This window comes from Hymenobacter siberiensis, from assembly GCF_018967845.1.
Lineage (GTDB): Bacteria > Bacteroidota > Bacteroidia > Cytophagales > Hymenobacteraceae > Hymenobacter > Hymenobacter siberiensis.
In genome coordinates this window covers 2,334,949-2,358,510 of the sequence record NZ_JAHLZZ010000001.1, presented here as the reverse complement: position 1 = coordinate 2,358,510, position 23,562 = coordinate 2,334,949, and the positions used below count along the sequence as shown (strand labels likewise).

Sequence of the window (23,562 nt, the reverse complement as noted above, 5' to 3'; positions counted from 1 at the left end):
AAGTACGGCCGGGTGGCGCTACATAACGCATGGCGCGCCGCGGCCGGCCCTACGGCCGGCTGATGGCCTTGCCTATTGCCTGCCACAGCACTTCGGCACTTTGCGCCCACGAAAACCGGCTCAGATTCTCGCGGCCCCGGGCTACCAGCTGCCGGCGCAGGTCCGCGTCGTTCCACAGCCGGGCCAGCCCGGCGGCAATGCTGTCTACATCGCGCGGGTCCACCAGCAAGGCCCCGCCCGCCCCCGCCACCTCCGGCATCGAGCTGACGCCCGACGTGAGCACCGGGCAGCCGCTGGCCTGAGCCTCCACAATAGGGATTCCAAAACCCTCAAAATAAGGAACATAAACCGTAGCCCGGGCCGCCGCGTAGAGACCGGCCAGCTCGGCATCGGCCACGCGGCCCGTAAAATGCACCGCCGACTGGTGGCGCATCTGCTCATAAGCGGCCAGGATGGGGCCGGCTTTCCAGGCCTTACGGCCCACGATGAGGAGTTGGGCATCGGCCACGGCCGCGCCGCCGGTGGCTTTAAGCTGGTCGAAGGCCCGCAACAGATTGCCCAGGTTTTTGCGCGGCTGCAAGGCCCCCACGAACAGAAAATAAGGCTGCCCATGGCTGAATTTTCGGCGGATTTCCCGCTGGGTTTGCTCTGACTGGGGCTGAAATAAATCGGCGGGTGCGTTGTAGGCCACACTGATTTTTTCGGGCGCGGTGCCGTAGGTCTGCACGATGTCGGCCTTGGTGGCTTCCGATACGGCTACAATCTGCGCCGAGGCGCGGGCGAAGCGCGGCGAAAAAAAGTGGTAATACTTGCGTTGCAGCAAGCCCACATCGAGCGGAAAATGCTCGAACGCCAGGTCGTGGATGACCGTGACGCGGGGCACGCGCGTGTTCAGGGTCGTGAAGCCGTCGGGGCTGAAGAAGGCGGCCGGCCGGTACCGGGCCAGCCACGCCGCCACCGCGCCCTCAAACCACGCCACGTACAGCAACGGATGCCGGGCCGGCGGCTGCAATACGTGCGGCACCACATTGGGCCCAAACAGGTAGCGCGGGTCGAAAGCGCGGTCGAACAGGAAGTGAAACGTGACCTCCGGATGCTGCGCCACGAGGCGCAGCAGCGTCTCGTAGGTGAAGCGGCCGATGCCTTCGAGGTGGTCGCCGGGCAGCAGAAAGCGGGTATTTACGGCGATGTGCACGGGGGTTGAGTTAAGAGTTAAAGGTTAGGAGTTAAGAGTTGGTGGTTAGAGCAGTTTTCGGATTTGTATACAGCTTATGAGGCCAGCAGGCAGTAGCGCGAACTACAAAGTTCGCGCTACGTGTACACGAACCTGAAAACCGCTCTAATCATCTATAGATGAGGCTATTGCTCTTCCAACTTCAACTCTTAACTCCTAACTTTTAACTCTTAACTCCCCTCCCCGGCAGCAGCTGGCTGATTTCGTTGCGGCGCACCAGCCCCGTGCCCAGCACAAGCAGCCCGAACACCACGGCCATGATGCCCGCCTCCAGCCACCAGCTTAGGAACAAACCGTATTGCAGGCCGGCCCAGGCCCCGCACAGCAGCCCGAAGCACAGCAGCAGCCGGGCCAGCAGGCGGCCGGGCACGCCCACGCCGGTGCGCCGCGCTACCAGCACCAGGTAGCCCACCGATACGGCAGCGGCGCAAATCAGGGTATCGACGGAAGCCGCGATGGCCCCGAATTTGGGCAGAAAAACCAGGTTCAGACCAATGTTGAGGGCGATGCTGAGGGCCACCAGCCAGCTCACGGCCCGCTCGTGGGTGGTGCTGGTGAGTAGGGTGCTATAGATTGCGAAAAAGCTGTGAACCAGCACGTTGACGAATAATATTTTCAAACACAGTGTCATACGGGCTATTTCGGCCGGGCTGCTGTGCTTGAACTGCCAGAACACCACCTCGCCCCGAAAAAAGATAAAAGCCACCACGAACAGCAGCGGCAGCGTGACGATGCGCTGCCCGAAGCGCAGTAGCTCGCGCTGGGCCCCGGCATCCTTCGGCACGCTGGCGAACTTGGCAAAAAAGAGCGGCAGCACCGTCCAGGCGTACATCATCACGGCATCGACCCAGCGGTAGGCGCCGGCGTAGTAGCCCGCCTCGGTGGGCGAGGCCAGGCGTTCGAGCATCACCATGTCGATGCGCTCGTTCACGCCATAGAGCAGCGTCATGAGGGCGAAGGGCAGGCTGGCGCGCAGGGCGGTGCGGGCCACGGGGCCTTTCCAACGGTACTTCACGCGGCCGAAAAACCGCGTCATCAGCCCGTAGAGCAGCGCCGTGGTGAAGGCCGCCGCGCCCAGCCGCGCGCCTACGTAGCGCGGCAGCGTGAGGCCCACCGGCAGCAGCACCAGCACGGCCCCGAGCAGCAGAAATTTTTCGACCACCGAGAGGACGGCGTCGGTGTTGAATTTTTGGTGAGCCTGGAGGGTGCCGCGCAAAAACTGCCCGTACTGGGCCAGCAGCAGCGCCGCGCCCACGGCCGCCAGCAGGCCCAGCTCGGGGCCGCGGTAGCCCAGCCCCCAGCCCACCACCAGCATGGCGGCCAGGGCCACGAAGTTGAGCGCCCCGCGCAGGGGCAGCAGCGTGGGGAAGGTTTCGGCCATAAAGCCCGGCTCGGCCGCTACGCGCTGCACGGAGTAGGGTGTCAGGCCCAAATCGGAGAGGGCGGCCACCACCAGCGTGAGCGCCGAGAGCGCCGTGATGAGGCCAAACGTGGCGTGCCCGAGCCGGTCCTGCACCAGGTTTTCGACCACCACCCAGCCGGGTTTCACCAGCAGGTTGAGCAGGACGACGAAGCTGATATTGCCAAAAAACCGTTTGATGCGGAAGGGAGGGCTAGATTTTGAAAATGTGTCCCGGGGCGCGGCGCACGGCCTGCAAAGCTACGCACCGCGCCGGGGCAGCCGCACTATTAGGTCCGAAGGGCTATTTTCCGGCTATCTTTGCCCGCCGCTTTCCCGCTTTATGCCCAACTAATTTTTGCAGGCAGAGCCGGCGGTTTTCCTTTCTGTATGTCTGCACCCTCTTTCTCGCTGGTGGGCCTGGGGCCCATTATCAACCGCTGGAAATATTTTGTGGCCGGTGCCGTGGCGCTGGCCGCCGTGGTGAGTGTGGTGGTGGCCTTGCTGCTGCCCAACCAGTACCGCTCCACCGCCGTTTTCATCCCGACCAACCCGCAAACAGCCGACCCCGACCGCCTGCTGGACCAGGACAAAGAGATGGGCAGCAGGCTGGAGCTGGGTGGCCGGGCCGAAGACCTGGACCGCGTCATCACCATCGGTGAGTCGCAGCCGGTCGCCGACGTGGTAATCAAGAAGTTCGACCTCTACAAACACTACCATGCCGGCGCGCCGGGCACCGATGCCGCCGATAACTACGTGCTGAGCGAGTTCAGCAGCAACCTGAGCATTGTGCACAACGAGCGCGACGCCATCGAGCTCACCTTTATTGACAAAGACAAGCAGCTGGCCGCGGCCGTGGCCAACGCCATGGTGCGGGCCATCGACTCGGTAAACCAGCAGCTGACGCTGGAAAACCGCCGCACCGTGCTCGCGCTCTACGGCCAGCGCTACGAGTACCTGAGCACCAGCTTCGAGCGCAGCCGCCGCGAGCTGGTGGGGGCCCGCCGCCGCTACGGCATTTTTGGCCTCGAAATGCAGGGCCGCTACCTGGCGAAGCAGCTCATCGAAACCGAGGCCGCCCTGCGCAAGGCCGAAGCCAGCGGCGGCGACGTAGCCGGCCTTAGGCGCAGCCTGCGGGGCCTGACCCGCGCCGATGGCGGCAACCTCATCAACCTGGAAAGCTACGTGGCAGGCACCGACTCGCTGGCCATGTTCACAACCCGCGTGACTGATTTGCAGACCCGCCTCATCGCGGCCCGTAGCGCTTACGAAACGGCCGAGCTTAGCATCAAGGGCCGGCTTTCGAGCGTGTACCTGGTGCAGAAGGCCTACCCGGCCACCAAGAAATTTAAGCCCGTGCGCTCGCTCATCGTGCTGGGTTCCGTGCTGCTCACCTTCGCGCTTTCGGTGGTGTTCATCGCGCTGCTGGAGCTGTACCGCTACAACCGGCCCGGGGCCGTGCGCCCGGCGTGAACCCGCCCGTGAACGAGCGGCCGGACCAGCGCTGGCGGTCCTTCGATACGCCCCAGCTCCTGTTTATGGGGTTTGTGGGCCTGCTGCTGGCCGGCGGCGCGGCGGCGGCCTTAGCCCAGATGCCGGCCCTGTTCCTACCGGCGCTACTGGCCGTGGGCCTGCTGGTGGCCCTGGTGGAATGGCGCTGGCTGTACTACCTGCTGTTTTTCGTGCTGCCTTTTTCGCAGGAAATCAGCCTGTTTGGCGGGCTGAGCATGGACATGCCCTCCGAGCCGCTGATGCTGGTGCTCACGGCCTGCGTGCTGGGGGCTCTGATGCTGGGCGTGGGCCACATCCCGCGCCGCGAGCTGATAAACCCGCTGCTGGTAATTCTGGCCCTGATGCTGCTGTGGACAGCCGTCGACCTCCTGTTTTCGGTTGATACGCTGAAATCCTTTAAGTACCTACTGGCCAAGGTGTGGTACATTGTGCCCTTCCTGCTGGGCACGCTGCTGATAGTGCGGCGGCCCAACGACACCTGGCGTTTCGCGGCCGTATACGTGACCGGAGCCGCCCTGAGCGTGCTGTACGTGGCCAGCCGCCATGCTACCAGGGGCTTCAGCTTTGCCGAAATTAACTGGGCGCTGCACCCGTTTTTCCGCAACCACGTTATTTACGCGGCCATGCTGGCGCTGCTGGTGCCGTTTGCCTGGTTTGCCATTCAGGCCACGAGCCGGGGCGGCGCACGGCTGGCGTGGCGCGTGGGGCTGGGCATTGTGCTATTTGGCCTGCTCACGTCCTACACCCGGGCGTCCATCCTGTCGCTGCCCATCGCGGGGCTGTTTTATCTGGTGATGCGCCTGCGCCTCACGCGGGTGGTGGTGCTGGCCGTGGCCGTAGCCGTGACGCTGGGCGTGACGTACGTGGTAACCGGCGACCGGTACATGGAATTTGCGCCCAATTACGAGCGCACGGTGTTCAACGGCCAGAATTTCGAAAAGCACCTCGAAGCCACCTACAAGCTGCAGGATGTGTCGGGCATGGAGCGCGTGTACCGCTGGGTGGCCGCCGCCCGCATGATTGGCGATAAGCCCATCACCGGCAGCGGCGCGGCCACCTTCTACCCCGAATACAAGCGCTATACGGTGAAGAGCTTCCGCACCTACGTGAGCGACAACCCCGAAAAATCGACCACGCACAACTACTTCCTGCTCCAGTTGGCCGAGCAGGGGATTCCGGGCTTTCTGCTGTTCGTTGTCCTGATTGCCACGTCGCTGCTGCTGGCCGAAAGCCTCTACCACCGCTCCCGCTCGCGGCCCGAGGTGCGCCGCGTGGTGCTGGCCGCGTCGCTGTCGCTGGTGGTCATCATCTTCCATCTCACGCTGAATGAGCTGATTGAGGTAGACAAGATTGGGCCGATATTTTTTATCTGCCTGGCACTGTTGGTGCGGGCGCAGTCGTGGCTGGATGAGGCCACCGACCCGACCAACACGACATCAGCCTGACCTTACAAACGGTACTCGGCCACCACCTGTCCGATTTGGCCCAGATGCCGCTCGACGTGCTTGGCAAGGAAGTAAACAAAGTCATACACGTCCATCTTGCCCAGGTCGTTTACCGACATGGTCGTGTGGTAGAGTACACCTTCGCCATTGGGCAGGCGGCCCAGCACCTCCTTGCACTGCTGCAGTTGCTGCCGGAGCGTGGCGGCTACTTCCGGACCCGATTTCAGGCCATGCGGTGCCATGTGGTCGGGCCGCATCCAAGTGAAGGCTCCCGGCTGGCTAATCTCATCGAGGCGAACGCGGGCCGACTGCCGGATGGCCAGTTCAGTGGCCAGGTCCAGTTCGCGGGCATTTTTGAGCGCCTTGGTGGCCCCTTTCTCGATGAGAATGAGTAGGAAATGATTGGTGAGCGCAACGTGCTCGAGAATCTCGTCGATGGTCCAGCCGCCTTTGGCCGGATGGTAGCACCGCAAAGGGGCCGGGGCCGCAAACCAGCCGTTGAGTTGGTCGAAGGCCGTGGTCAGCCGCTGGCTGATTTCGGCTATCAGGAGGGTGGGCACCATCGATGACTACTTAAACCGGCAGCTCAGTATGGTCACGTCATCGGCGAAGTGCGAGCCGCGCGAGCTGTAGGCGTCGATGCTGCGCAGCATTTCCTGGTGCAGCTTGGGCAGCGGCAGGTAGCGGCTGCGGTGCAGCACGGCCAGCACGCCCTCTTCGCCAAACTCGTTGCCGTCGGCGTCGAACACTTCGGTGAGGCCATCGGTGTAGAGCAGCAGCAGCGATTGGTGCGGGATTTCGATTTCGCCCACCCGCATCAGCGGCAGTTCCTCCATAATGCCCAGCATCACGGTGCCATCCTTGAGCGTGGTCACGGTGCCGTTGTCGGCCAGCAGCAGGGGGTCGTTGTGGCCGGCATTCACGAATTGCAGGCGGCGGGTGCGGCGGTTATAAATGCCCAGAAAGGCCGTAATAAATTTCTCGCCGCCCGAATTCCGAAACAGCAAGTGGTTGAGCTCGGGCACGATGGTAGCCAGCGGCACGCCCTGGCGCAGCAGCGTGCGCAGCCCGGCCTGGAAGTTCGACATGAGCAGCGACGCGGGCACGCCCTTGCCGCTCACGTCGGCCACGCACAGCAGCAGGCGGTCGACGTCGATTTCGACTACGTCGTAATAATCGCCCCCGATTTCGGTGTGCGGCACATAGCTGCGCTCAATGGCCAGGTCGGCATCGTTGGGCAGCTGGCGCGGGAAGAGCATGGCCTGCACCTCCTGGGCAATCTCGATTTCCTTGCGCACGGCGGCATCGGCCACGCGCTGGGCCTGCAGGCGGCGGTTTTCCACGGCCCCCATCAGCGTATTGGCCAGCGAGGTGAGGAAGGGAATGAGTTGCTGACGGTCGAAGTCGGTGCGCAGGCCCCCTACGAATACGTAGGCCACCACCTGGCGCTGCCGCAGAATGGGCAGCACCAACTCGTATTTTTCCCAGGCCGGCCCCAGTAGCAGGTCTTCCACGGCTTGCGGCTCTTTTACTTCGCCGCCGAGCAAGGCGGGTGAGAGCGTCAGCTTTTCGGCCATGGCCAGGTCGCAGCCCAGTGCTAGGCGGGCGCGAAAATGGTCGTCCTCGCGGGCAAACAGCACCAGCTGCACCACGTTGCGCTGGCCCTGCAGAGTGAGGCGCAGCATGTGGTACAGCTCATCCACAGAGTGGTCGCGGGCCGTCATGTCGTAGGCCACGCCCAGTACCGTATCCAACTCGAACTGTTTGAGTTGCAGCTGGCGACGCAGCTGCTTGAGCTGCTCATCGTGCGTGGCGAGTTGGGCGGCGGAGTCAGCCGGTGGTTCGGGGGAAGAATTGGGAGCGACAGCAGGCATACGGCAAGGTAAGCAATGCGCCGGAAATCCGAACGCGGGACCACAAAATTACAGCGGTTACGCAGTTGGTTTCCGGTTGCTGGTTTCTCGCTGCTGGTTAAGTATCAGAAACCAGAAATTCACACCGCAACGGGCGTTTTGGGGTCGTAGGCATCGCGCAGGCCGTTGCCGAGCAGGTTGAAGCTGAGCACAAGCAACGAAATGGCCGCGCCGGGCAGCAGCGTGAGCCACACGCCGGCCTCAGTTCCCAGCAAATCGTAGCCTTCCTTCACCATCAGGCCCCAGCTGGGCGCGGGCGGCTGCACCCCCAGGCCCAGGAAGCTCAGGCCCGCCTCAAGCAGAATAGCCGAAGCGAAGTTGCTGGTGGCCAGCACAATGAGCGGGCCGCGCATATTGGGCAGCAGGTGCCGCGCAATGAGGCGCGACGTGGGTAGGCCCAGCACCCGCCCGGCCTCAACGAAGGTGGACGAGCGCAGGCTCAGCATCTGGCCGCGCACCACGCGGGCCACGTCCACCCACATCGTCAGGCCCACGGCTACAAAGCTGACCCACACGCCTTTGCTGTCGAGCGCCAGCGAAATAGCAATGACCAGCATGATGCCGGGAATGCTCCACACCACGGTCATCACTCCCAATAAAAGGGAATCGACCCAACCGCCGAAGTAGCCGGCCACCGCGCCCACGGCCATGCCCAGCACCACCGAAATAAGCACCGCTACCAGCCCGATACCCAGCGAAATGCGCGTGCCCAGCAGCAGCCGGCTCAGCTCGTCGCGCCCGGCTTTGTCGGTGCCCAGGGCGTAGGTACGCGTAGTGAGGTGGCGGGCTTTGACTTCGCGCTGCAATTCGGCCGCAGGGCCAGCGTGGCCCACCACGGCCGCCAGCGCCAGCCGCCGCTGCCGGCCCGCCTCGGCCGAATGCTCGCCCAGCGGTTTCAACACAATGGAATCGCCGGCAAACCGGTAGCCACCGATGGGGGTTTCCTGGACTTCAGGCTCGCGGCCGCGCAGCCAGGTACTGAAAATGTTAGCCGGGGCCAGGCCGGTGCGCGACGAGTCGGGCAGGGGCTGGCGCAGCAGCAGCACCTGCAGGCCGGGCGGCTCCTTCTGAATCTGCACAAAGCCGTGGTTGGCGTTGGGCGAGTTGTCGGGCAGTACCCAGTAGCCTAGCAGCGCCACCAGCGTGCACAGGGCAATAAAGGCCAGCCCGGCCACGGCGGGGCGGTTTTGCCACAGGCGTTGGCGCACGTAGTAGCCGGGCGGCCGGGCGGCGGCGGCCGTAGTGGGGGGCGCGGCCGTAACTGCCGTGGCCACCGCTAGCGGGTGTTGTGTTGCAGCAGGCCTTCCTTGGAAGCCAGGTAGGCCGCGTCGCGGGCAATGGCGCCGAAGGACGTGGTTTCGTAGGCCAGCTCGGTATCGGGGTCGGGCCAATAGCTGCGGATGAGACCCTGCTCGAGCAAGGTACGGAGCTGGTCTTCGAGCTCATTAGCGGGCAGGCCGGTTTTCTGGAGCAGCGTGCGAAATGGGGTGACGAAGTACAGTTCGTCGAGCAGGTCAAATTCGGGGTCAGTCACGGGAGGAGAAACGGCAGGCTGGGATTTGGGCAAATGTAAGCCCGGCAGGTGGCATTACTCCGAAGCCACTACCGACGGTCAGGGCGTTGGTTTCGCCAGCGAGTTGGCGTAGTTAACCAGAAAGGATAATTCCCGGTCGTTGGACAGGTTCAGCCCATTTTCCCGGACGTAAGCGCGCAGCTGCGGCTCCATGGCGGGGAAATGCTTGAACACGTCCTGAGGCTTCCGCAACGGAACCACCGCGCCGGCAACCGTCGCCAGGTACAGCGTAATAATGGTAGCGCCGGGGAAGAAGGTTATCATGGACGGGGTTTGGGTCGCGAGTCCATTTGAACCAGGGAAATCCCCCCGCAATGATTCCTGATATCCCACCGCCCGCTCGCGCCGCAACAGTACTGCGCCTGGCCCACGACTGGGCTGTTCGTAAAATCCCCAGGCAACCGGCGAAGCCGATTTGGTAGCCGGTAGGGGAAACACCCGGAAGATGCGCTGCAAGGCAAGGTAAGTATCGCCCGCCCGCTGCTGGTCGGGGGCATCTTTAGCGGCAAACCCGCGCACCAGCCGCGCCGGGAGCGTGTAGGTGCTGTCGTTGGCACTCTTGAGAGCAAGTATCTCCCTTTCAGGGTACAGCACCAGCGTCCCAGTCAGGATGGTACCCGTTGTGAGCACGAAGGCGGCCTCAGTAAAGAATTTTACGTCTGTAGTGACCGCATCCTTGGTGACAGCATCCTGCGCGTGGCTGGCCCGGCAAATACCAACGGAAAGCGCTACGCCGATAAACACACTTGTTCTCAATAGGGAGCAATTTACGATAATCTGCAGCGCTGGTTTACAGCAGCATCCAGCTTGCTTTTAGAAGTGTCGCAACCGCGACCAGTTTCGGCTGCAAGCACAGGAAAGGTCGAAACCAACCGAACTGAACCGCATAACACGTTGGGCTTAGGTGGAATATATGTGCGGCAAATTTACCTTTCAAGTCTCCTGGACAGTATTTTTTGCCCCTGATTTTCCGGCCCCACCCGCCCGCTCCTACTGCACTACCCGGCCCTTCCACTCGTAGCCGCCGCGCCAGCCGGCCGCCCCCACCGCCAGCGCATACGGCGCATACAGCAACTGCAGCGGCAACAGTCCCCACAGCCACTTGCGCCGCCCGAAAAACCCTAGCACCGGGCTCAGAAACCACGCATCGGCCCCCAGCTTGATGACCCAGGCCGCCGCCACCCAAGGCCAGAGGCCGGGCCATTTCAGCAGGGCTACGGCTCCGGCGGCCAGTGCCACATTGGCCCCCAGCACCAGCAGGGCCAGGTTGCGTGAAGCCGCGCTTTGGTAATGCCGCCACTTGCTGGCCCAGCGCACCCGCTGCCGCAGCAGCGCCCGCAGCGTATCGGGCGCGGCCGTGCGGACGGTGGCCGCCGCATCGGTCAGGAAATAGGCCGTGCCGGGAAAGGTCGCGTGGATTTTATGGAGCAGAAACTCGTCGTCGCCGCTGGCCAGGTGGGCATTATCGGCAAAGCCGCCCACGGCCTCGAAGGCGGCGCGGCGGTAGGCCAGATTGGCCCCGTTGCACATGGTGGGAGCCTGGCGGGCCAGGCAGGCCGCGCCCACCCCCACCAGGCCGGCAAACTCCAGCCCCATGAGCGTCATAAAAAGCGAATCCGGCCCCGTGAGCAGCACCGGGCCGCTGATGAAATTAGCCTGCGGCTGCCGGTGCAGCAGGGCCGCGTAGGCCGCCAGCCAGCCGGGGCCGAGGCGGCAGTCGGCATCGGTGCACACCAGCCAGGGGGCACGGGCAGCGTGCAAGGCCGTGAGCAGGGCGGCTTTTTTACCGGTTTGGGCAGGGGGCAGCTCGATTAGGCGCAGGTGAAAACCAGTTTTCTGCGCGGCGGCCGTTACCAGCGCGGCGGTAGCATCGGTGGAATGGTCGTCGGCGATGAGGACTTCGAATTGCGAAGCTGGCAGGGTTTGGGCGGCGAGGTCGCGCAGGAGCTGAGGGAGGTTGGCGGCTTCGTTGCGGGCAGCGATGAGGACGGAGAAGTGCGGCACCTCACCCCTGCCGGGCACGGCCCCTAGCCCCCTCTCCAAAAAAGAGGGGGGACTAGTTTCTAGTATTGTCTCTGGCTGGTTTTGTGCTGAAATTCCGAGCCTAAAATCAGCGCCAGAACTAGCTCCCCCCTCTTTTTTGGAGAGGGGGGCTGGGGGGGTGAGGTGACATTGCCACCCGCCGCGCAGCCACCCCATCACCCCCGCGTACAGCAGCGGCAGCGCCAAAAGCAACAGCCCTGCCATCATTTCCCGGCGCGCTTCTCACGCAGCACGCGCAGCCCCGGCACCAGCAGCAGGCCGGCCGCGCTGGGCAATGCAATATTGATAACCCACAAACTCAGACTCGCGCTCAGCACCGGCAATGCTGGCTGCCCAAGTAGCCCAAACAGGTGCGTGGCCGAAAGCTCCCGCACGCCCACATCGGCCAGGGCATTGAGCGAGGGCACCAGCGACTTCAAAAAGAACGTACCCGCCACGGCAGCCAGCCCTGGCCCCAGCGGCCCGCCCACGCCGTAGGCCGTCAGCAGCAGCATAAACTGCGCGCAGAATACCGCGTAGCGCAGCCCCGAAATGGCCAGTACCGCGTGTAGCGCCCGCGCCGGATAGGTGGGCATAATGGCCAGCGCCGGCCGGAACCGCCGCAGCGGCCGCCACACGCCCAGCGCCGCCAGCAGCAGCCGCGACCGGTACAGCGGCACCAGCACCAGCCCGCTCAGCAGCAGCGCCGAAGTCGCCACGCCCACTCCGGCCGCCGGGTAGCCCTTCAGGTAAAACTTCAGCAGGAAATAAAGCAGGCCCGCCACGCCCGCCAGCACGGTGGCCACCAGCTGGCAGTAGCGTCCCAGAAAAACGGCCCCCAGCGCACTCACCCGGCGGCTTTTGAGCTCGATGATGCGCCCGGCGTAGTCGCCCACGCGGTTGGGAGTGGCAAAGCCCAGCGTGAGGCCCACCAGCACCGCCCGGAAGCTGCGCCCGAACGTGACCGGCTCCAGATGCCGAGCCAGACGGTACCACTTCCAGGCCTCCAGGCCCCAGTTGGCGGGCACCAAGGCCAGGGCCAGCAGCACCGGCCCACGCCCCGCCCCGCTGAGCGTGGTGCTGAGCAGGTGCCGCCAGGCCGCCGCCGTATCGGGCGCGGCAAAGATGGAGTGGTACAGCAGGCCCAGCGTAAGCAGCGTGACCCCGATTTTACCCCAGAATACGATTCGACGCCACTGCCGCGCCCGGCGGTTCTCGGGTTCCGGCGGAGACGGGCGCGAGCCGGTATGCGCCGCCGAAGAACCGGCCGCCGATGAAACATCAGTTTCTGACGCACTGGCCTTGCCGGGGTCGTAACTTTGGGCCAGATGCCTGCCCCCCTTCGCCCCCGCCCCGCTCCCGCCGTCGAGCTGCTGCCCAAAATCATTATGGGCGTCGACCCCGGCACCCAGATTATGGGCTACGCCCTGATTGAGGTGCGCGGCCAGCGCGTGGACGTGCTGTGCTACGACGTTATCAATATGAAGGCCCTGGGCTCGAATCACGCCGTAAAGCTAAAGCGGATTTTCGACCGCATGCTGGAGCTCATCGACGAGTACCTGCCCGATGAGCTGGCCATCGAGGCCCCGTTTTTCGGCGTGAACGTGCAGAGTATGCTCAAGCTGGGCCGGGCGCAGGGCGTGGCCATCGCAGCTGCTCTCTCGCGCCAGATTCCCTACGTGGAGTACGCACCCACCAAGGTGAAGCAGTCCGTGACGGGCTCGGGCAACTCCACTAAGGAGCAGGTGGCCCACATGCTGCGCCAGACCCTGAAGCTGCCGCCCATTGCCGAAGCCAGCACCTTTCTGGACGCGACCGATGCCCTGGCCGTGGCCCTGTGCCACCACTACCAGAAGGGCAACAATAACACCGTGAGCGGCGGCAAAAGCTGGGGCAAGTTTCTGGCCGATAACCCCGAGCGGCTGGGGGCCAGCACGGGTACGGGCAAGAAGAAGGCACCAGCGAAATCGTAAGGCAAGAGGCACGAACGGGAAACGCTAAATGCCTTTTCCTTGCCAACGTTACGCTTGGCTTTATGGTGCTGTACCAGTGACAGCGCCCGCTAGTTCTTTATTCCTCTTTATCAGTCGGATTTAATGTATGTGCTGCTCATCAGAAACACTCTAATTGAATCTGGTTAATTGAATCTGGTTAATACTTCACATGCATCAGCTCGGATATAATCGGGTTCGCTTTGGTCGAATAGAATATTGCGCAAAACCGGCGTGGCGGGCCTGTAACCAATATCGCCAAGCGCACTAATCGCATAGCGTCTGAATTTCATCTCTTTGTTACTGATGTTCGCTGACAAAAGCGGGCCTATAGCATAACCCGCTTCTTTAATTGGGTCTTGTAAATATTCCTCGCTTACCGATTGATTGAGAAATACCGTGTAATAAGAAAACGCACACTTTTCTTCAACCCATTTCCCTATCGCAAAGTAAAATATCACGGCAGGCAGAGCCGCAAATAATCCGGCTGTGTACTGTTTTCTAAGGGTACATTTTATGCCGAATAGCGCGCTATTTGTAATAGACTTGTTGCGAGCTATTAATCACAGATTTAAGCTGAAATTCCACAAGCCCGCACACACTCCCAGCACGTCATTGTACAGGTTCAAATTATGCAAACGTAATCGGTCTTCCAAAATTCGATAACGTTTCAATCCGCCAATGCTATGCTCTACGGTAATTCGTTCACTTGCTTGTTTTGTATTTATTTCTCGTTGTTCATCGGTGAGTTCTTTCCCTTTCGGCTTTTTGATAGGAATAAAAACTTTCCGGCAAACGTAGTCTTTCGCGAAGCCCAAAAACCCCAGGTCCAACCGCACCTTGAACTTTTTAAACCACTCTTTATCAACTGGTAAAATGCTTTTTAGCACACTGTAGTCGTGGTGTCTTCCGCCGTAACAACGGCTGATAAAACCAATCCAGCGAATGGTCGTTGAAATAACTATCTCTTTTACGGCGTGTATTTTTTTTTACCGCTATAGTAGTCTTTTTGCATCTCTTTATTTCCTGGTCGTTGCTTGCGTTGCTCTGTTCCATCGACCAATAACGTCTCGTGTTCCTGAAAATAGGCTTCAAATTCGGCCACTGTCGCAAATTCCCGCTTTGGCGCATGCCCGGTTTGCTCCAGCGCTTCTTGGAGCACCGTAATGCCTAATTCCTGGTTGCGTTTCGCGTTGGAACCGTCCATCCCACTGACCAATCCCAACAAATCATACGTCAAGTTTGCTTTGAAGCTGAATAGGGTGAAAAGCAGTAATTCTTCTTCTGTTTTAAGGGCTACTTCATACGGCGCAAAAGCCCCACGTTCAATCATATCTGTTCCATTTAACCGAAAATACGCCTGCTTAAAATGCGCCAAAAGCTGCGCAAAACGCTCCGCCGTGAGTCCCGTGGCAGCACGCCATTTACGCGAAGTAGTGAGGTTTTTTACGGAAAAGTTCATGTTCTAAATTTAAGTACAGTTTGTCGAAAATTCCGCACTTCACTCACTTCGCAACAAGTCTAATAATTAACCAAAGAACTACTTTATAAACAAAGATTCTTGCAAGAGCAATTTCAAGCGTCAACTGCTCTTTCCCCTTTGGAAACCAAGCGTAATTTTCAGAAGAAGCTTCCATATTCCAACGACTACTAGGCTTGCCAACAAGTAGGGGAACAGTTTTTTGAGATAAGCCATATTGCTGTTGATACAGGAATGCCGGAATTTGACGGGTACTTAATTTACCAGCAGCTCCCCCGCCGCATACGTCACGGCGTAGCCGCTGATATCCACTCTATCCCCGCGCAACTTGCACCATAAATCGCCGCCGCGGGGAGAAATTTGGCGGGCGCGCAGTTCGGTTTTGCCCAGCTTTTCTGCCCAGAAGGGAATGAGGATGCTGTGGGCCGAGCCAGTGACGGGGTCCTCCGGCACGCCCACGCGGGGCGCAAAAAACCGCGATACGAAATCGACGCCATTGGAGCCGGGCGCGGTGGCGATGACGCCCACGTACTCCAGGGCCGCGATGCGGGCGAAGTTGGGGGTGAGGGCACGAACTTCGGCTTCGGAATTGAACACGGCCAGTAGGTCGCGGGCGGCCAGTACCCGCAGCGGTGTGGCTCCGAGGGCATCGGTGAGGCCCGTGGGATGCACGGGCAATTCCTGCGGCGGGCGCGAGGGAAAATCGAGGGTGAGGCGGCCGTCGGCGGCGCGGGTCACGCGCAGCGGGCCGCTCTGGCTGTGGAAGGTAACCTGTGGCCCCGCGAAGCCGAGGTGCGTGAACAGGACGTGGGCCGAGGCTAACGTGGCGTGCCCGCACAGGTCGATTTCGACGGCCGGCGTGAACCAGCGCAGGTCGTACTCGCCCGGCGCATCGGGGCGGGGCACGAAGAAGGCAGTTTCGGCCAGGCTATTTTCGGCCGCGATTTGCTGCATGAGGGCGGCGGGCAGCGGGGCATCGAGCGGACACACGCCGGCGGGGTTGCCGGCGAATGGCGTTTGGGCGAAGGCATCGACGTGGAAGTAGCGCATGGCGGATTCGGGCGGATTGGTTGGAAGGGCACGGATTTCTTTTGGCAAGAATACGGCGCGGGGCGCATTGATGAATTGCCGGGCAGTTTTCTGGTGGCGGGCGGCTTATTTTAAAATTATTTTGCGGCCACGCAACCCCAGCCGGCGCGGGCCGGTCAGGGGGGTACAAGGCGGGCCGGTACCGCTGGCCTTCATCTTACTTTTCCACTGCATGCCGCCATCCATTACCCTGGTTGATGAGGCACTGCTGGCCGCGTGCCGGCGGGGCGAATCGGCGGCGCAGTACCAGCTCTATCAAAAAATCTCTTACTCCCTGATGGGCGTGTGCCTGCGCTACTGCCCCAGCCGGGCAGAGGCCGAAGACGCCCTGCAAAACACGTTCGTCAAAATCTTCACCCGCCTCGACCAGTTCCGGGGGCAGGGGCCGTTCGAGGCCTGGGCGCGGCGCATTGCCGTCACCACCTCACTGCATGCCCTGGCGCAACATCGCCTGCGCCACCCCGGCCCCGCCGGCGAGGCCCTCGACGAGCTGGCCGGCGACCTGCCCACCGCCGAGCCCTCGGCCCTGGACCAGCTAGCCGCCACCGACCTGCTGGCCTTGCTGGCCACCCTGCCGCCCGGCTACCGCACGGTGCTCAACCTCTACGCCGTGGAGGGCTACTCGCACCAGGAAATCGGTGCGCTGCTGGGCATCGCCGAAGGCACTTCCAAATCGCAGCTGGCGCGGGCCCGCCGGCTGCTCGAAACTCGCCTGACGGCCCACCATCACCCCCAATTGCCATGACCGACCGCAACCCCGACGACTTGTACGATGCCCTGCGCGACCGCCTGGCCGACTACGGCCAGGAGCCGCCGGCAGCGCTGTGGGCCGGCATTCGGGCGCAACTGCCGCCGCCGGTGGCCGCCCCGAAATTGCGGAAGCGGCGACGGCGAGCACCGATAGCGTGGCTGCTTTTGGTAACGCTGAGCCTGGTGGCCGTGGGCGCGGTCTGGCACTGGCAGCAGGCACAGCGGTTATCTATAGCTGCGAGGATAAACGGCACCGCCTCCCGCATTTTATCTTCCAACGCTTCCCGGACCAACTCGGCCAGTACCCAAAGCCCTACTGAGGTCAGCAACGCAACCGCAGTGAGCCGGCCTTTAGCGGCTCAAAATTCTTCAGCTACTCCACAAATGGCCGCTGCGAATGCAGCTAACGTGCCGGCTGGTCATGCGGCAGCCGCAACAGCAGTTTCGACCGGCGCGGTTGCTACGCAGGGCGCTGCAACGTCGGCAGCTGCCGCTACGGCAATTCCGGCGCGCGCGCCGGTTTCCGGTTCGATGGCTTCCGGTTCGATAAAACCAACTACCTCATATTCAGCAACTCACTCATCTACTACCAGTGCTACCGGGCAGGCGGCTCGGAGCTTAGCAGTGCCGGCTACCAAAGCACTTGCAGCAGCTATTGGCCAAGGCAACAAGCCGCTAACCCTGGCCGCTCGCGGGCAAGCGCGGGAGTTGGGCCATCCTGTTTCCCGCAGAGCGGCGGCAACCGGTCATTCATCCGAGACGGCCCCATCGGCGGTGGGTCGGGCCGGACTGGTCCGACGGGGTCGCAATGCGTCAACGGTCATAAGCACCCGGTCATCTCAGGCCTTGTTTGAGACGAAAAAGTCCCTGGCCCGTCACCATCATCAGCCCGCAACGGCGCTGGCAGCAGGAGGACAACCAGTCTCTGGGGAGTCACTTTTAGCGTCCTCCACACCGTCAGAAGTGGGTCAGCTTACTATCCCGGTGGCCCCCACAATGGCCTCGACCAGCCTTGCCCAACTGGCAGAAAGCCTCCTTCGCCAGCGTACGGCCCAGGCGCAACTGCCCGCCCGGGCGGTAACTGTGCCGCAGGCCGCGTGGCCCGAGCCCGTGACCCCGCAGCCAGTGGCCGTGGTGCCCGGCCCGCTGCCGCAGCCGTTTGCGTCGCGCTGGGCGGTGCAGGTCGTAGCCGGCCCGGCCCTGACTTACAGAAGCCTGACTACGGCGACGAGCGCGGCCACGCCGCAATCGACCTCCCCGCCTTTTGTTTATATCTCGGCAAATAGTACGGCTACGCCGATAGCCACGCTGGAACGGGCAGCACTGGGCAGCGCGGCTCAAGTCACCGTACGGCGCACCCTGGGCGAGCACTGGAGCCTGAGCGCGGGCCTGGGCTACGCCGAATACGCCAGCGGCCTGGCGCTGCAACAGGTGCATTACACGGTATCCAACCACATGGGGCCTACCCCAGACTCTGCCACCACCAGCATTCATCGCCGCGATACTTACCGGTTTGTGACGGTGCCGGTGCGGGTGGGCTACGGTTGGACGCTCTCGGGGCGCTGGCGCGTAGGACTGCTGGCCGGGGCCGAGGCCGCCGTGTACGTGGGCGGCAGCAACACCGAGGGCAGCACCTATCATCGGGTGAGCCTTGGAGCCAGCCTGGGGGCCGAGGCCCGCTACCGCCTCGGCAGGGGGCGCTGGGAGCTTCTGGCCCAGCCCACGGCTACCTACCTGCTATCGCCCCTGACCAACTATACACCTTACTACCAGCGCCATCTGTTTGGCGGCGCGGCACTGTTGGGGGTAGCTTTCAACTTGCCGTAGTATCTCGGCGCGAGGCTTCACTGATACTGCCCGCCGATTATCACCTCGCGCACCGGGTTTTCGCCCAGCCAATACGGGATTTCGGCCACGCTGCCCACATTCAGCACCAGCACGTCGGCGCGCTTGCCGGGGGCCAGACTGCCGCAGTCGGCGGCGAGGCCAAGGGCCCAGGCGGCGTTGAGGGTGGCGGCGGCCACGGCTTCTTTGGGCGTGAAACCCATTTTAAGACAGGCGATGGATAGCGCCAGCCAGAGGTTTTTGCTGGGGCACGAGCCGGGGTTGAAATCGGTACTCAGGGCCACGGGCAGACCGTTGTCGATGAACTCGCGGCCGGGCACATATTTTTCCTGGCGTAGGAACAGCGGCAGCAGCGGCAGCAGCACGGCCACGGTTTGCCCCTGGGTTTGCTGCGCAATGCGGGCAGCGGCGGCGGGCGTGAGGTAGTCGCAATGGTCCACGCTGATGGCGCCCAACGCGGCGGCCATCTCGCAGCCGCCCAGGTCGTGCAGCTGCTCGGCGTGGATTTTCAGGCCGAAGCCCATGTGGCGGGCCTGCTCCAGGTAATAGCGCGATACATCGAATGGCCAGATGGCAGCTTTCGAGCACCTTTTGGGGATGAAACGGGAATACCGGATAGGCTCCCTGCTCGTCATACAACACCAGCGGCATGGGCAGCGAGCCCTGCTCCCAGAGCAGCAGCGGCTTCTTCAGCTGCTCCTCCCCTTTTTTCGACATGAGCAGCACCTGCACGCTATCGCGGCCAAGCATCACCACTAGGCGGCGGTAGCCAAACTGCTCGGGACTAAGGCGGGCGGCGGTGCTTTGGGCGAAAGCCACGCTACTTAGCCCCAGCAGCAGCAGCAGCAGACACAAGAATAATTGGCGTATTCAGCCGCTTTTTTTGCGCAGCAGCGGTAGTGCCGGGGCGGCGCAAGGACCTTACAGGCCGTGCGGCAGTTGCACCAGGCGCAGGTAGTCGCCCAGGCCGGCGGGCTTCTGGAAAACGTGGATGAAGAGGATGTGCTCGTCGCCCCGGCTGCGCCAGGTTTCAGCATAAAAGCCCTCCACGGCATAGAGCGTGAGCTCGAAGCTGTCTTCCTGGCGCTCGGCCAGGCGGGTGCCGTGCCGGGCAAGGTGCTCGGTCTGGTGGCGCTGGTGCAGAGCTTTGAAGGCGCTGATGGTCAAGACATTTAACATTTATCAATTAACATTTAACAGCTCGGCTGGTCGCCTTGCGTGGTCGTCCGGCCTATCTTGCCACCAACTACTGCCTAAAAGTAGTGGGGGTGCACGAAGTTCCGCATGCTCTAATGAACCTGTTAAATGTTAATTGATAAATGTTAAATGGATTCCGTTTCCCGCACCCGCTGGTGCTCATCGTAGGCTTTATCATTCTGGCGGCTGCGCTCAGCTACGTGCTGCCGGCCGGCGAATTCACGCGCCACCTCGATGCCGTAACGGGGCGGCAAGTGGTAGTGGCCGGCTCCTATCACACCGTGCCCGCCACGCCCGTCGGCCCGCTCGACGTGCTGGTGAACGTGCCCAAGGGCCTGGCCGACGCGGCCGCCGTGGTGTTCCTGATTTTCCTGGCCGGCGGGGCCTTCACGGTGGTGGACCAGACCGGGGCGCTGCGCTTCGGGGTCGACTGGCTGCTGCGCCGCGCCCACGGCCGCGAGGTGCTCGTGATTCCGCTGGTGGGCACGCTCTTCGCCACCATGGGCGCGCTGGAGAACATGGGCGAGGAGATAATTCCGCTGGTGCCGGTGCTGCTGGTGCTCATGCGGCGGCTGGGCTACCCTGTGCTCACGGCGGTGGCGGCCAGCGTGGGAGCGGCCTTTGTGGGGGCTTCCTTCAGCCCGATAAACCCGTTTCAGGTGGGCATTGCCCAGAAGCTGGCGCAGCTGCCGCTGCTCTCGGGCGGGGCCTACCGCATGGGCTTTTTGCTGGTGGCGGTGGGGTTGTGGCTGTGGGCTACCACGCGCCACGCCGTGCGCCACCGCCAGGCCCCCGACCTCAGCCTCGATGCCAACGAAGCGGCCGCCGGCCCGGCCACTACCAGCCGCTCCGGCCTGGTGCTGCTGCTGATGCTGGCCGCGTTTGGCGTGTTTGCCTACGGCGTGGTGCAGCTGCACTGGGAGTTCGAGCAGATGGCGGCGCTGTTTCTGGGGCTGGGCATTGTGGCCGGGCTGGTGGGGGGGCGCGGCCTCACGGGCACGGCCGAGGGCTTCATCGCGGGCTTCCGCGACATTGCCTTTTCGGCCCTGCTGATTGGGTTTGCCCGGGCCATTTTCGTGGTGCTGGAGCAGGGCCACATCGTGGACACCATTGTGCACGGGCTGGCCGCACCGCTGGGCCACCTGCCCGTGGCGCTGGCCGCCCTGGGCATGATGGGCGTGCAAACCCTGTTGCACGTGCCCGTGCCCAGCGGCAGCGGGCAGGCCACGCTCACCATGCCGCTGCTGGTGCCGCTGTCCGATATTCTGGGCCTCTCGCGGCAGGTTACGGTGCTGGCGTTTCAGTACGGCGCGGGCCTGTGCGAGCTCATCACGCCCACCAACGGCACCCTCATGGCCATGCTGGCAGCCACAGGCGTGCGCTTCGAGCAGTGGATAAAGTTTGCCGCACCGCTGTGGGCGGCGCTGTTCGCGCTGGGGGCCGTGGCGGTGGTAGTGGGCATCGCCACGGGCGTGTAGCGCGGACTTTTAATCCGCTAATTATCAGTCGTCTGCAATAGCATATTCTCTGTACTCGCGGACTAAAAGTCCGCGCTACAGCTAATCCGCCCGCAGCTCGCTGGCCTGAAACACGGTTGGCAGCTTGCGCTTACGCTCCACAATCTGGTAGGTGGCAGTGTCGGTGGCCTCGTCCCAGAACACGTCGGAGATGTGACCGAAGTGGCGGTACTGGCCGGGCTGGGGCGTGGTTTCCTCCACCGAATCGCCGAAGCTGAATTTCGGCTTGTGATAGATTTCCTTGAACAGCTCGGGGCGCACGAGGAACTGCTGCTCGTCGTAGCGAATGGTAATCCACTCGCCTTCATCGTCTTCGGCAATCTTTTCGAAGAGCTTGCCCACGGGCTCCAGCAGCTCGAAGGCGCGGCGGTTGGCGGGGTGAATGTAGCGGAAGCCGTAGTCGGGCGACCAGCCGTAGAGGCCAAAAACAACGGGTTTGGGACGGGTCTTCAAGGGGTAGTAAGGGCTGATTGTTGCGTAATAAACACGCAAAAGGCGCAATTTGCTCCGGTGAGGGGCAAATTTACGTCGGGGCCCAGACTGCGAGCGGCACTGGGGCATCTTCGGCCAAAAACCAGGCAGTTTCGTATGCTCGCCTTACCTACCGTCCAATACCGGCCGCATTTTCGGCTGCCCGGGCGGCGGGTAGTCGTTTTTACTAATGCCTAACGCTTCCGCTTCCGAACCCGCTTCCCGCGCCAAAACCGCCCCCAAAGCAACTACAAAACCGGCTCCCGCTGCCCACCCGAAAGCGGCCCCCAGCCCCACCTTGCAGCCCGGCATGGGCGCAGTGCCCCACGCCACCGGCACCACCTTCCGGGTTTGGGCTCCCAACGCTGATTCGGTGTCCGTTATCGGCACTTTTAATGACTGGCAGGGCGATGCAACCCCGCTGCAAGCCGAAGAGAATGGTTATTGGGCCACCGACGTGCCCGGTGCCAAGCCCGGCGACGAGTATAAGTTTCACCTCCTCAACAAGGGCAACCCCATCGAACACAACGACCCCTACGCCCGACAGGTCACGAATTCGGCCGGCTCATCGGTGGTGCACGACCCTGATTTTGACTGGGGCGACGACAATTTTCAGATGCCCGCCTGGAACGAGCTGGTGATTTACGAGCTGCACGTGGGGACCTTCAACGCCCCCGATGCCGAGAATGTAGGCACGTTCCTGAGCGTGCCCGAAAAGCTGCCTTATCTGCGCGATTTGGGCATTAACTGCATCGAGCTGCTGCCAGCTACCGAGTTCCCGGGCAGCCGCTCGTGCGGCTACAACCCGGCCAACCCGTTTGCGCTCGAAAGCGACTACGGCGGGCCGGTGGCCTTCAAGGAAATGGTGAAGCAGGCCCACCAGCATGGCATCGCCGTGGTGCTCGACGTGGTGTATAATCACTTCGGCCCCGGCGACCTCGACCTCTGGCAGTTTGATGGCTGGAGCGAGAACGACGGCGGCGGTATTTACTTCTACAACGACTGGCGCGCCAAAACGCCCTGGGGCGACAACCGGCCCGACTACGGCCGCCCCGAGGTGCGCCAGTACATCCGCGACAACGCCCTGATGTGGCTGAACGAGTACCGCTGCGACGGCCTGCGGGCCGATGCCATCGCCTTCATCCGCAACGTGAACGGCGAGGACAACCCCGAAGAAGACCTGCCCGACGGCTGGAGCCTGATGCGCTGGATTAACGAGGAAATCGATAAGACGATGCCCTGGAACATTACCATCGCCGAGGACCTGCGCGGCAACGCCGCCATCACCGAAGCCACTACCAACGGCGGCCTGGGCTTCGACTCGCAGTGGGACGGCTCGTTTGTGTACCCCATCCGCGAGGCCCTCACCACGCCCAACGATGCCGACCGCGACATGAATGCCGTGGCCCAGGCCCTCACGCAGCTCTACAACGACAACGCTTTCCGCCGCGTCATCTACACCGAAAGCCACGACGAAGTGGCCAACGGCAAAAACCGCGTGCCCGAGGAAATCATGCCCGGGGCGGCCGACCACTGGTTCTCGAAAAAGCGCTCCAGCCTGGGCGCGGCCCTGGTGATGACGGCTCCCGGCATCCCCATGCTGTTTCAGGGCCAGGAATTCCTGGCCGACGGCTCGTTTGTCGACACCGAGCCCATTCGCTGGGAGCGGGTGGAGGAGCGTGCCGGCCTGGTGCACCTCTACCGCGACCTCATTGGCCTGCGCCGCAACCTGCACGGCACCACGCGCGGCCTGTGCGGCCAGCACACCAGGGTTTTCCACATCAACGACACCGACAAGCTGGTAGCCTTCGGCAGGCAGGCCGGCGAGGGCGGCCCCGGCGACACTACCGTGGTGCTGGCCAATTTCGCCAACCAGGCCCATGAGACCTACACCATCGGCCTGCCCGGCCCCGGCCACTGGCAGGTACGTTTCAACAGCGACTGGCAGGGCTACGATGGCGAATTTGGCGACATGGAAAGCTTCGGCATCGACGCCGAAGAAGGCGAATACGATGGTTTTGGCTGGCACGGCAGCATTGCCATCGCCTCCTACGCGGTGCTGATTCTATCGCAGGAAGGCTAGAATTCCGGTTTTGTAGAACGAAAAAAGAACGTCATGCGCAG

At 62.6% G+C, this 23,562-nt stretch carries 23 protein-coding genes; 7 read left to right on the top strand and 16 right to left on the bottom strand.

Annotated elements, in window-relative coordinates; translation table 11 throughout:
• Positions 1 to 49 precede the first annotated feature (49 nt).
• On the bottom strand, positions 50 to 1,195 hold the full coding sequence (locus tag KQ661_RS10145) for a glycosyltransferase family 4 protein (RefSeq protein WP_216686338.1): 1,146 nt from the start codon (positions 1,193 to 1,195) through the stop codon (positions 50 to 52).
• A gap of 202 nt (positions 1,196 to 1,397) precedes the next feature.
• Positions 1,398 to 2,813, bottom strand: a complete 1,416-nt coding sequence (locus tag KQ661_RS22845; protein WP_226915793.1) for an oligosaccharide flippase family protein — start codon at positions 2,811 to 2,813, stop codon at positions 1,398 to 1,400.
• 210 nt (positions 2,814 to 3,023) lie between these two features.
• Here KQ661_RS22845 and KQ661_RS10135 point away from each other — a divergent pair, with 210 nt between their 5' ends.
• Together KQ661_RS10135 and KQ661_RS22840 are read left to right on the top strand one after the other, a co-directional pair.
• A complete protein-coding gene (locus KQ661_RS10135; RefSeq protein ID WP_216680505.1) occupies positions 3,024 to 4,106 on the top strand; it encodes a GumC domain-containing protein in 1,083 nt (360 codons plus the stop codon).
• Positions 4,103 to 5,590, top strand: a complete 1,488-nt coding sequence (locus tag KQ661_RS22840) for an O-antigen ligase family protein (protein WP_216686337.1) — start codon at positions 4,103 to 4,105, stop codon at positions 5,588 to 5,590. The genes KQ661_RS10135 and KQ661_RS22840 overlap by 4 nt, the downstream gene beginning before the upstream one ends.
• A 2-nt stretch (positions 5,591 to 5,592) precedes the next feature.
• Here the strand turns inward: KQ661_RS22840 and KQ661_RS10125 are convergent, their stop codons facing one another.
• The 7 genes from KQ661_RS10125 to KQ661_RS10095 form a co-directional block, all read right to left on the bottom strand.
• Positions 5,593 to 6,153: a DinB family protein gene (locus KQ661_RS10125; RefSeq protein ID WP_216686336.1), complete on the bottom strand. Its 561-nt coding sequence runs from the start codon at positions 6,151 to 6,153 to the stop codon at positions 5,593 to 5,595.
• Between the two features lie 6 nt (positions 6,154 to 6,159).
• Positions 6,160 to 7,464, bottom strand: a complete 1,305-nt coding sequence (locus tag KQ661_RS10120; protein ID WP_216686335.1) for a PP2C family protein-serine/threonine phosphatase — start codon at positions 7,462 to 7,464, stop codon at positions 6,160 to 6,162.
• A gap of 119 nt (positions 7,465 to 7,583) precedes the next feature.
• The gene (locus KQ661_RS10115; RefSeq protein WP_226915512.1) at positions 7,584 to 8,777 is read right to left on the bottom strand and encodes an ABC transporter permease; all 1,194 of its coding nucleotides are present in this window, start codon (positions 8,775 to 8,777) and stop codon (positions 7,584 to 7,586) included.
• 2 nt (positions 8,778 to 8,779) lie between these two features.
• The gene (locus tag KQ661_RS10110; RefSeq protein ID WP_168673500.1) at positions 8,780 to 9,037 is read right to left on the bottom strand and encodes a hypothetical protein; all 258 of its coding nucleotides are present in this window, start codon (positions 9,035 to 9,037) and stop codon (positions 8,780 to 8,782) included.
• A gap of 78 nt (positions 9,038 to 9,115) precedes the next feature.
• Positions 9,116 to 9,706 (bottom strand): hypothetical protein, encoded by a 591-nt coding sequence (locus KQ661_RS10105; RefSeq protein ID WP_216686334.1) that lies wholly within the window; start codon positions 9,704 to 9,706, stop codon positions 9,116 to 9,118.
• Positions 9,707 to 10,066: 360 nt separating this feature from the next.
• Complete coding sequence (locus KQ661_RS10100; protein ID WP_216686333.1) at positions 10,067 to 11,119, bottom strand: glycosyltransferase; 1,053 nt, start codon at positions 11,117 to 11,119, stop codon at positions 10,067 to 10,069.
• 203 nt (positions 11,120 to 11,322) lie between these two features.
• Positions 11,323 to 12,237 (bottom strand): lysylphosphatidylglycerol synthase domain-containing protein, encoded by a 915-nt coding sequence (locus tag KQ661_RS10095; RefSeq protein WP_226915792.1) that lies wholly within the window; start codon positions 12,235 to 12,237, stop codon positions 11,323 to 11,325.
• A 189-nt stretch (positions 12,238 to 12,426) separates the two neighbouring features.
• On the opposite strand from KQ661_RS10095, the gene ruvC reads away from it, so the two are divergent.
• Positions 12,427 to 13,071 (top strand): crossover junction endodeoxyribonuclease RuvC, encoded by a 645-nt coding sequence (gene ruvC, locus KQ661_RS10090; protein ID WP_168673504.1) that lies wholly within the window; start codon positions 12,427 to 12,429, stop codon positions 13,069 to 13,071.
• 164 nt (positions 13,072 to 13,235) lie between these two features.
• Here ruvC and KQ661_RS10085 read toward each other — a convergent pair whose 3' ends face one another.
• The 4 genes from KQ661_RS10085 to KQ661_RS10070 all read right to left on the bottom strand — a co-directional run bounded on the left by KQ661_RS10085 (position 13,236) and on the right by KQ661_RS10070 (position 15,667).
• Positions 13,236 to 13,550, bottom strand: a complete 315-nt coding sequence (locus tag KQ661_RS10085) for a HEAT repeat domain-containing protein (RefSeq protein WP_216686332.1) — start codon at positions 13,548 to 13,550, stop codon at positions 13,236 to 13,238.
• A gap of 102 nt (positions 13,551 to 13,652) precedes the next feature.
• Positions 13,653 to 14,018, bottom strand: coding sequence for a transposase family protein (locus KQ661_RS10080; protein WP_317196152.1), 366 nt, complete (start codon positions 14,016 to 14,018; stop codon positions 13,653 to 13,655).
• A gap of 41 nt (positions 14,019 to 14,059) precedes the next feature.
• Entirely contained in the window at positions 14,060 to 14,551 is a 492-nt protein-coding gene (locus KQ661_RS10075) for a transposase family protein (protein WP_216686216.1), read from the bottom strand.
• A 273-nt stretch (positions 14,552 to 14,824) separates the two neighbouring features.
• Positions 14,825 to 15,667: a PhzF family phenazine biosynthesis protein gene (locus KQ661_RS10070; RefSeq protein ID WP_317196090.1), complete on the bottom strand. Its 843-nt coding sequence runs from the start codon at positions 15,665 to 15,667 to the stop codon at positions 14,825 to 14,827.
• A 163-nt stretch (positions 15,668 to 15,830) separates the two neighbouring features.
• Here KQ661_RS10070 and KQ661_RS10065 point away from each other — a divergent pair, with 163 nt between their 5' ends.
• On the top strand, positions 15,831 to 16,403 hold the full coding sequence (locus KQ661_RS10065) for an RNA polymerase sigma factor (protein ID WP_216686331.1): 573 nt from the start codon (positions 15,831 to 15,833) through the stop codon (positions 16,401 to 16,403).
• A gap of 968 nt (positions 16,404 to 17,371) precedes the next feature.
• Positions 17,372 to 18,235 carry an outer membrane beta-barrel protein gene (locus KQ661_RS10060; protein WP_216686330.1) on the top strand — a complete coding sequence of 288 codons (864 nt, stop codon included), beginning with the start codon at positions 17,372 to 17,374 and terminating at the stop codon, positions 18,233 to 18,235.
• A 17-nt stretch (positions 18,236 to 18,252) separates the two neighbouring features.
• Here the strand turns inward: KQ661_RS10060 and KQ661_RS10055 are convergent, their stop codons facing one another.
• Together KQ661_RS10055 and KQ661_RS10050 are read right to left on the bottom strand one after the other, a co-directional pair.
• Complete coding sequence (locus KQ661_RS10055) at positions 18,253 to 18,888, bottom strand: amidohydrolase family protein (protein WP_216686329.1); 636 nt, start codon at positions 18,886 to 18,888, stop codon at positions 18,253 to 18,255.
• Positions 18,889 to 19,174: 286 nt separating this feature from the next.
• Positions 19,175 to 19,432, bottom strand: coding sequence for a hypothetical protein (locus tag KQ661_RS10050; protein WP_216686328.1), 258 nt, complete (start codon positions 19,430 to 19,432; stop codon positions 19,175 to 19,177).
• A 140-nt stretch (positions 19,433 to 19,572) separates the two neighbouring features.
• Between KQ661_RS10050 and KQ661_RS10045 the strand changes: the two genes are divergently transcribed.
• Positions 19,573 to 20,928 (top strand): YfcC family protein, encoded by a 1,356-nt coding sequence (locus KQ661_RS10045; RefSeq protein WP_216686327.1) that lies wholly within the window; start codon positions 19,573 to 19,575, stop codon positions 20,926 to 20,928.
• 81 nt (positions 20,929 to 21,009) lie between these two features.
• On the opposite strand, the gene KQ661_RS10040 is transcribed toward KQ661_RS10045, so the two are convergent.
• Positions 21,010 to 21,420, bottom strand: a complete 411-nt coding sequence (locus KQ661_RS10040; protein ID WP_216680492.1) for a DUF6960 family protein — start codon at positions 21,418 to 21,420, stop codon at positions 21,010 to 21,012.
• Positions 21,421 to 21,628: 208 nt separating this feature from the next.
• On the opposite strand from KQ661_RS10040, the gene KQ661_RS10035 reads away from it, so the two are divergent.
• Complete coding sequence (locus KQ661_RS10035) at positions 21,629 to 23,521, top strand: alpha-amylase family glycosyl hydrolase (RefSeq protein WP_235726956.1); 1,893 nt, start codon at positions 21,629 to 21,631, stop codon at positions 23,519 to 23,521.
• Positions 23,522 to 23,562: the final 41 nt, after the last annotated feature.

Excerpts from the sequence above, each read along its gene's own strand:
- KQ661_RS10035 (WP_235726956.1), top strand. The coding sequence starts at position 21,629 with ATGCCTAACGCTTCCGCTTCCGAACCCGCTTCCCGCGCCAAAACCGCC.
- KQ661_RS10120 (WP_216686335.1), bottom strand. The coding sequence starts at position 7,464 with ATGCCTGCTGTCGCTCCCAATTCTTCCCCCGAACCACCGGCTGACTCC.
- KQ661_RS10055 (WP_216686329.1), bottom strand. The coding sequence starts at position 18,888 with ATGACGAGCAGGGAGCCTATCCGGTATTCCCGTTTCATCCCCAAAAGG.
- KQ661_RS10135 (WP_216680505.1), top strand. The coding sequence starts at position 3,024 with ATGTCTGCACCCTCTTTCTCGCTGGTGGGCCTGGGGCCCATTATCAAC.
- KQ661_RS10075 (WP_216686216.1), bottom strand. The coding sequence starts at position 14,551 with ATGAACTTTTCCGTAAAAAACCTCACTACTTCGCGTAAATGGCGTGCT.
- KQ661_RS10065 (WP_216686331.1), top strand. The coding sequence starts at position 15,831 with ATGCCGCCATCCATTACCCTGGTTGATGAGGCACTGCTGGCCGCGTGC.
- ruvC (WP_168673504.1), top strand. The coding sequence starts at position 12,427 with ATGCCTGCCCCCCTTCGCCCCCGCCCCGCTCCCGCCGTCGAGCTGCTG.
- KQ661_RS10045 (WP_216686327.1), top strand. The coding sequence starts at position 19,573 with ATGTTAAATGGATTCCGTTTCCCGCACCCGCTGGTGCTCATCGTAGGC.
- KQ661_RS10125 (WP_216686336.1), bottom strand. The coding sequence starts at position 6,153 with ATGGTGCCCACCCTCCTGATAGCCGAAATCAGCCAGCGGCTGACCACG.
- KQ661_RS10050 (WP_216686328.1), bottom strand. The coding sequence starts at position 19,432 with ATGTTAAATGTCTTGACCATCAGCGCCTTCAAAGCTCTGCACCAGCGC.